The sequence below is a fragment of the Erythrobacter westpacificensis genome (assembly GCF_039542285.1).
Taxonomy (GTDB): Bacteria; Pseudomonadota; Alphaproteobacteria; order Sphingomonadales; family Sphingomonadaceae; genus Alteraurantiacibacter; species Alteraurantiacibacter westpacificensis.
This window is the reverse complement of record NZ_BAABHV010000005.1, coordinates 24,905-32,500: the sequence shown is the minus strand read 5'-3', so window position 1 is coordinate 32,500 and position 7,596 is coordinate 24,905. Positions and strand designations below refer to the sequence as shown.

The following is a 7,596-nucleotide window of genomic DNA, read 5'->3' as shown; positions in this document are numbered from 1 at the left end:
GTTGTGGACGACGGCGCGCCGGACGACGTGGCCGGTGCGGTCGCTCCATTCCAAGCCGATTCCCGCATTACCCTGCTGCAGACCGACAATGCGGGCGTCTCCACCGCGCGCAACCGCGCCATTGCCACGACAACCGCCCCCTTCGTGGCACTGCTGGACGGCGACGACATCCTGCGTCCCGACTACCTGGCCGAAGCCTGTAGCGCGCTGGAGGGCGATGAAGACGCGCGGCTCGTCACGGTGAATGCGCGCATATTCGGTGCAGTTCGGCAGGAGCGTAACTGCTTCTCCACCCCGCAGGGCAAGGGTGACGGCGTGCACGGCACCCTTGCCGACGTGCTCGATCGCAGCTTCGGGGTCTACATAGGGTCCACCTTCCGTCGCGCGGATTTCGACGCGGTGGGCGGGTTCGACAGCAGCATGACCCATGCCGAGGATTTCGACCTGTGGGTGCGTCTGATGCTGCTGGGCGGCCACGCTCTCTATATAGACAAGGTGCTGGGCGACTATCGCGTGCGCGGCGCCTCTGCCTCCGCGTCCGAGCTGAAGATGCTGAAAGGCAATATCCGGACTTTTGAAAAGGCCCTGGACGTCCTGCCTGCCGATCCGCCGGAAGCCGACGTCGCGCGGGCCATGATCGAAGCGAACGCGCGCGAACTGCGATTCGCGCTCGCGGCAGACCGGGTCATTTCCGGTGATCGCGGTACTCTTGCCGATCTGAAGACCAATGCCGGCCCCGGTCTTGGCCATCTATGGCGCATCTATTTCACCCTTTGGTCTCTCGTCCCGCCACTTGCGGCCCCGATGCTCGCTATCCGCCGCCGTCGCAACGCGCGCGGCGCCGGCGTGCCCGAAGCCGAATCGCGTGACGATCGCCAGGCCGTGCCCGCATGAGCACATCGATGAGCGTACGGGGCGCGGCCCTCCTGGCGATGGCGAGCCAGATGGGGGCATTCGCCGTCCAGTTCGCAGCCAGCGTCATCCTGGCGCGCTGGTTCATCGATCCCGAAGAGCTGGGCCTGTTCACCATCGCCTTCTCCTTCGTATCGCTGCTGGCCGTGCTGCAGGAGTTCGGCATCAATCGCTATGTCGCGGGAGAGCCGGATCTGGACGAGGACGGTATCCGCACCGCCTTCACCGTATCGCTGGCGATCAGCTGGGCCATTGCCATCGCCTGCGTGCTGCTCAGCTGGCCCGCTGCGGCCTTCTATGACCTGCCCGGACTGCTGCCGCTGCTGCTGGTGGTGGCGGCGAGCTATTTCTTCGTGCCGCTGGCGACGGTGCCCATGGCGCTGCTTCACCGGCGCATGGACTTCAAGAGCAACACGATGATCGAGATCGGCGTGGTGCTGACCAACGCCGCGGTCGCGATTACGCTGGCCTGGCACGGTTCCGGCGCGATTGCGCTCGCCTGGGGTGCCTTTGCCCAGCAAGTCGCGCGCGCGGCCATCGCCCAATGGCGTATTGGCGGGCGCCTGCCGATCCCGCCGCGCGTTACTGGCGCGGCGCCGGTGCTGCGCTTCGGCGGCTTCTCCACCGTGTTGAACGGCTTGTCGCAGCTTGGCTCGCGCCTGCCCGAACTGCTGATCGGCCGCTTGCTCGATACCGTGGCGGTGGGTCTGTTCGCCCGCGCATACGGCCTTGCCTGGCAACTGCGCTGGCTGGTTAGCGGCGGGATGACCACGGTGTTCTATCCCGCATTCGCCCGCTTTCGGGACAGGGGCGATCCGCTGGGGCCGCATTACGAGCGGGTGACGGCCAGCTTCACCGCGATCACCTGGCCCACGATGGCGGGCCTTGCCGCCTGTTCGGTGCCGGTGGTGAACATCCTTTATGGCGAACGCTGGCTGGGCGCCGCGCGGCCGCTGGAATGGATCGCCATGGCGCAGATCCTGATGATCGCCCTGCCCCTGCATGTCGAACTGCCGATCCTGCTGAAGCGCACACGGCCCCTACTGTGGCGATTCGGTCTGGATACTGCCGTATCCGTGGTGCTGCTCGCCATCGGCGCGATGTTCTCGCTGGAGGCTGCCGCCGCCAGCCGCGTTGCCTATGGCTTTGCGTGGCTCGCGACCCACGCGCCCTTCCTGCAATCCGTGGTGGGCTTCCGCTGGAGCGCGCTTGCCCGCATCTGGCTGCAGTCGGCACTGGTCACGGGCATTGCCGTGCTGCCGGTGTGGCTGTCCTATATATACGTCGCGCCTGCGATCGAGGCGGGCTTCGTGCAGGTATCGGGCGCGGCGCTGGTGGGGATTGCGGCGTGGCTGATCGCGCTCAGGCAAATCCGCCATCCGGCCTATTTCGAGATCCACCACTTCGCCAGCCAGGCGCTGGGAAGGTTCGGGCTGGACAGGCTGGTCCCCGCACCGCGCGCCGCATCCTCATAGCCCAATTTGGGCAAAGGCCCCCGGCGTGGTATTATCGCGCCAAGCCCGCCAGCGTTGGGACTCGCCCGGCGGGTGGGAGAGAGACCATGCATCGGATTGCCTCAGCAATCGCCGCCGCAGGTGCGCTGGCCCTGTCGTCCAGCCCCGCGCCGGCCAGTACCGTGGAGCCACCGCAGCAGCCCGGACCGCGCACGGCGACCCCTCAACAGATCGCGCAGCAGACGCCGCCCATCGTCGATATCATCGCGATGGAGATAGAGCGATATCGCCGCATGACCGTGCCCGTCACCATCATGGGCGAAGGGCCGTTCAATTTCATGGTCGATACAGGTGCGCAGGCCACCGTGCTGTCCCTCGCGCTCGCCGACCAGTTGCAGCTGATGGACCGCGCGCCCGCCACCCTGGTGGGCATGGCCAGCCGCCGCCCGGTGGAGACCACCATGGTGCCCGAGTTCAAGCTGGGCGAGCGCAACATGACCATCCGCACCGCGCCACTGGTGGAAGGCGCCAATATCGGCGGCGCGGACGGCATCCTCGGTCTCGACTCGCTGCAGGACCAGCGGGTGCTGCTGGATTTTCACGACGGCGAGATGCACGTGTCCGATTCGCTCGGTTCGCAGGGCGCGCGCGGCTTCGATATCGTCGTGCGTGCGCGTGAGCGGCTGGGCCAGCTGATCATCCACCAGGCCGAGATCGACGGCGTCGATGTTGACGTGATTGTCGATACAGGCGCGCAAGGCTCGGTCGGCAACATGGCGCTGCGCGACAGGCTGCGTCGCCGCCAGCAAGTGGGCAATGCCGTGATGACCGACGTCAACGGCGTGCGCATAAGTGGTGAGGCGCGCGTGGCCCGGCGGCTGGAGCTCGGCTCTGCCGTGGTCAACAACATCGTCATCTCGTTTGCGGAATCGCCCACCTTCGGCGCGCTCGGCCTGTCGGACCGCCCGGCATTGATTCTCGGCATGAGCGAACTGCGGCTGTTCCGGCGCGTGGCGATCGATTTCCGCTCCAGCCGCGTGTTGTTCGACCTGCCGCGCGGCGCGGAGCTGGAGAACATGTTCCGCACCGACGGCAGGGCCACGCGCATCCAGTAGCCCGCGCCAGCGCAGGTGCCTGCGCTTGCCCTTCGCCGCGCAAGGCCCCACTTTGCCGCAGTGAGAGATTTCGGAGACCGCACCCGCACGAAGACCGCCGCTGGCGAAACCGCCGACTGGGCGACGATGCGCCGGTTCCTGCCCTACCTGTGGCCCAAGGGCCGCCCGGACCTGAAGCGCCGTATCCTTGGCGCGGCCGTTTTCGTGGTGCTGGCAAAGGTCGTGGTCCTGACCCTCCCCTTCGCCTATGCCCGCGCGGTCGACACCATGAGCGCGGACGGCGATCCCGCCGTCTGGGTGGCGATGGCGCTGGTGATTGCCTACGCCGCGGGCCGTTTCGGCACCGTCCTGTTCGACCAATTGCGCAACATCACGTTCAACCGCGTGGGGCAGGACGCCGTGCTGGGCCTGACCGAAGACGTGTTCGCGCGCCTTCACCAGCTATCCCTGCGCTTCCACCTCTCCCGCAGGACGGGCGAGATCACCCGCGTGGTGGAGCGCGGCACCAAGTCGATCAGCTCGATGCTCTATTTCTTGCTGTTCAACATCGCTCCCACGGCCATCGAACTGGTGGTGGTGAGCGTGATCTTCTGGACGATCTTCGGCTGGGAACTGGTGGCGGCCGTCGCCGTCACGGTGGTCAGCTTTATCTGGATCACCCAAGCGATCACCGAATGGCGGGTGAAGCTGCGCAAGGAAATGAACGACCTCGACGGGCAGGCCATGGCCCGCGCCGTCGATTCGCTGCTGAATTACGAGACGGTGAAATACTTCGGTGCCGAACACCGCGAGCGCGATCGCTATTCGCGCAGCGCCGGGCAATATGCCGAGGCCGCGATCAAGACCGAGAATTCGCTCGGCCTGCTCAACATCGTGCAAGCGAGCATCCTCAACCTGATGATGGGCGGCGCGATGGCCTGGACCGTCTGGGGCTGGTCGCAGGGGAACCTTACGCCGGGCGACCTGGTGCTGGTGAACACCTACCTGATGCAGCTGTTCCGCCCTCTCGACATGCTGGGCTGGGTCTATCGCACGATCCGTCAGGGCCTGATCGACATGGCCGACATGTTCGGCCTGCTCGACCGCGAGGTGGAAGTGGAAGACAAGCCCGGCGCGCCCGCGCTGGTGGTGAAGCGCCCCACGGTCACGTTCGAGGATGTCAGCTTCGGCTATGACAGGGAGCGGCAGATCCTTCAAGGCCTCTCTTTCGAGGCACCGGCGGGGAGCACCGTCGCGCTGGTCGGCCCTTCGGGCGCGGGAAAGAGCACCATCGGGCGGCTCTTGTTTCGCTTCTACGATCCTTGGGAGGGCCGCATCTGCGTGGACGGGCAGGATATTCGCGAGGTGACGCAGGAGAGCCTGCGCCGAAACATCGGCATCGTCCCGCAGGACTCGGTGCTATTCAACGATACCATCCGCTACAACATCGCCTACGGCCGAGACGATCCCAGCGAGGAAGCGGTGCGCCGCGCCGCCGCCGATGCCGCGATCCTGCCTTTCGTCGAGGCCTTGCCCGATGGCTTCGAAACCGAAGTGGGCGAGCGCGGTCTGAAACTTTCGGGCGGAGAGAAGCAGCGCGTGGCCATTGCCCGCACCCTGCTCAAGAACCCGCCCATCGTGCTGCTGGACGAAGCAACCAGCGTGCTCGATTCGCGCACCGAACAGGATATCCTGGCAACACTGAAGCGGGTTTCGTCGGGCCGCACCACCATCGCCATCGCGCACCGGCTTTCCACGATTGCCGATGCCGATTTGATAAATGTCATGGAAGCGGGCCGGATCGTGGAGCAAGGGAGTCACACAGACCTGCTGCGCCGCGACGGACTTTACGCCGAGATGTGGAACCGCCAGCAGAGCGAAGATACCGCCGTCGCCGAAGCGGCAGAATGAGGGAGACAAATACAATGCGCCACACCATGCTGATCGCCTCTGCCGGGGCCGCCCTGCTGGCCGCCTGCGCTGCCGCGCCGGATGCGTCGGACCAGCCGCAGGCGAGCGCGGCGGGCGATACCTATTACCTGCGCGCCGGGATGATCGAGGAGATCAATCCGCCGATGGAGGCGATCTGGAACATGCAGGTGGAAGTGATGGACGATTTCGGCAACTTCGATCCTGCCCTGATGACGCCGCAGACCTGGGCCGACCTGCAAGGCCACGCGCAAGGGCTGGCCGCCGCGACCCAGCGCATGGCCACGGCCGGCACCTATGTCGCCGCCAATCCGGACGGGCCATACACCGACGCGCCGGTCGGCACGGACCTGGCCGCGATCCAGCAGCGGCTGGACCGGGACAAGGCGGCCTACCGCGCGCTGTCGCAGAATACCGCGCGCCATGCCGAGCAGTTGCTGGCCGCCGCCCGCGCGCAGGATGCGGCGCAGGTGACGCAGCTGGTCAACGACATGCAGCCCCAGTGCAAGGCCTGCCACGACGTGTTCTGGTATCCCGAGGAATACCAGGGCCAGTAAGCGTCGGCCGCCCCGGCCCGTGCGGGTCGCGGCCTCGGGGATTTTGACTTCTCCCTTGCATTGTGCGCTGCAACATATAGTTGGTTCGTTCACGTGAACTGCCGTGCCCGATCCGCGCGGCCCAGAAGCAACGGACATTTCCATGATCGACACAGCCGCGTTCAAGCGCGACTGGCTCGCCCAGCCGCGCGCCGACATCCTCGCAGGCATCGTGGTGGCGCTGGCCCTCATCCCCGAAGCCATCGGCTTTTCCATCATCGCGGGCGTCGATCCGCGCGTGGGCCTCTATGCCTCTATATCCATTGCCATGGTGATCGCCTTTACCGGCGGCAGGCCCGGCATGATCTCCGCCGCCACCGCCGCCGTGGCCGTGGTGGTGGTGCCGCTGGTGCAGGATCACGGGGTGGAATACCTGTTCGCCGCGACGATCCTGATGGGCATCTTCCAGGCGATTGCCGCCGTGCTGCGGCTGGACCTGATGATGCAGTTCGCCTCGCGCAGCGTCATCACTGGTTTCGTGAACGCGCTGGCGATCCTCATTTTCATGGCGCAGGTGCCGCAGCTCAATCTCGCCAACGAAGGCGTCAGCTGGCTCACCTATGCCATGGTCGCAGGTGGCCTCGCGATCATCTACCTGCTGCCCCGCGTCACCACGGCCGTGCCCTCCCCGCTTGTGGCGATCATCGTGCTGGGCGCGCTTTCCATCGGGCTGAACTGGGACGTGAACACCGTCGCAGACATGGGCGAACTGCCCGAGGGCCTGCCCTATTTCATCATCCCCGATGTGCCGCTGACCGTCGAGACTTTCCAGATCATCGCGCCCTACTCGCTCACCATGGCGGCGGTCGGCCTGCTGGAATCGCTGCTGACGGCGCAGATCGTGGACGACATGACGCACACCGAATCGGATAAGCAGCGCGAATGTGCCGGCCAGGGTTCGGCCAACATCGTCGCGGCCTTCTTCGGCGGCATGGGCGGCTGCGCGATGATCGGCCAGTCTGTGATCAACGTCACCAGCGGCGGGCGCGGGCGGCTGTCCAGCTTTACTGCAGGCATCACGCTGATGATCCTGCTGGCCGTGCTCGGCCCTATCGTAGGCCAGATTCCGATGGCGGCGCTGGTTGCGGTGATGATCATGGTGAGCATCGGCACCTTCAGCTGGAACTCCATCCCCAATATTCGTCACCACCCGTGGCCCTCGTCCGTCGTGATGCTCGCCACCGTGATCATCGTGGTGTGGACGCACAACCTGGCGCTGGGCGTGCTGGCGGGCGTACTGCTGTCGGGCATCTTCTTCACCGGCAAGGTGCAGCGCATGTTCAAGGTGGAGCGGGTGCGCGAAGGCGATACCGCCACCTACCACATCACCGGACAGATCTTCTTCGCCAGCGTGGACCGGTTCTTCTACGCCATCGGCCCCGAGAGCCGCATGGACGATCCCGCCGACAACGTGGTGATCGACGTGACCAAGGCGCATTTCTGGGACATTTCCGGCGTGGGCGCGCTGGACAAGGTGGTGGACCGGATGCGCCGCAACGGACGCAGCGTGCAGGTCGTGGGCCTGAACGAGGCAAGCGCGGACCTGGTCGACAAGTTCGCCCTGACCGACAAGACCGGCGTGGAAATCGGCCTGGCACCGCACCCCTGACG

Annotated in this window: 6 protein-coding genes (1 of these 6 running past the window's edge); all 6 read left to right on the top strand. The window is 66.0% G+C overall.

The annotated features are described in order from the left end of the window. Nucleotides 1–894, top strand: the 3' portion of a protein-coding gene (locus tag ABFX23_RS02590) for a glycosyltransferase family 2 protein (RefSeq protein WP_346031574.1). It extends 153 nt beyond the left edge of the window; only the last 894 of its 1,047 coding nucleotides appear in the window; its start codon lies off the left edge, out of view; its stop codon occupies nt 892–894. Beyond that, nucleotides 891–2,387, top strand: coding sequence for an oligosaccharide flippase family protein (locus ABFX23_RS02585; RefSeq protein WP_346031573.1), 1,497 nt, complete (start codon nt 891–893; stop codon nt 2,385–2,387). Before ABFX23_RS02590 ends, ABFX23_RS02585 begins: the two co-directional genes overlap by 4 nt. 86 nt (nt 2,388–2,473) lie before the next feature. Then, nucleotides 2,474–3,481, top strand: a complete 1,008-nt coding sequence (locus ABFX23_RS02580; protein WP_346031572.1) for a retropepsin-like aspartic protease — start codon at nt 2,474–2,476, stop codon at nt 3,479–3,481. Between the two features lie 126 nt (nt 3,482–3,607). Beyond that, nucleotides 3,608–5,371 (top strand): ABCB family ABC transporter ATP-binding protein/permease, encoded by a 1,764-nt coding sequence (locus ABFX23_RS02575; RefSeq protein ID WP_346031742.1) that lies wholly within the window; start codon nt 3,608–3,610, stop codon nt 5,369–5,371. Nucleotides 5,372–5,385: 14 nt separating this feature from the next. Then, nucleotides 5,386–5,946: a cytochrome c gene (locus ABFX23_RS02570; protein WP_346031571.1), complete on the top strand. Its 561-nt coding sequence runs from the start codon at nt 5,386–5,388 to the stop codon at nt 5,944–5,946. Between the two features lie 142 nt (nt 5,947–6,088). Next, the gene (locus tag ABFX23_RS02565) at nt 6,089–7,594 is read left to right on the top strand and encodes a SulP family inorganic anion transporter (RefSeq protein WP_346031570.1); all 1,506 of its coding nucleotides are present in this window, start codon (nt 6,089–6,091) and stop codon (nt 7,592–7,594) included. Nucleotides 7,595–7,596 lie beyond the last annotated feature (2 nt).

Bases quoted from the DNA above. Each gene is read 5' to 3' on its own strand.
- ABFX23_RS02585 (WP_346031573.1), top strand. From the start codon at position 891: ATGAGCACATCGATGAGCGTACGGGGCGCGGCCCTCCTGGCGATGGCG.
- ABFX23_RS02580 (WP_346031572.1), top strand. From the start codon at position 2,474: ATGCATCGGATTGCCTCAGCAATCGCCGCCGCAGGTGCGCTGGCCCTG.
- ABFX23_RS02575 (WP_346031742.1), top strand. From the start codon at position 3,608: ATGCGCCGGTTCCTGCCCTACCTGTGGCCCAAGGGCCGCCCGGACCTG.
- ABFX23_RS02570 (WP_346031571.1), top strand. From the start codon at position 5,386: ATGCGCCACACCATGCTGATCGCCTCTGCCGGGGCCGCCCTGCTGGCC.
- ABFX23_RS02565 (WP_346031570.1), top strand. From the start codon at position 6,089: ATGATCGACACAGCCGCGTTCAAGCGCGACTGGCTCGCCCAGCCGCGC.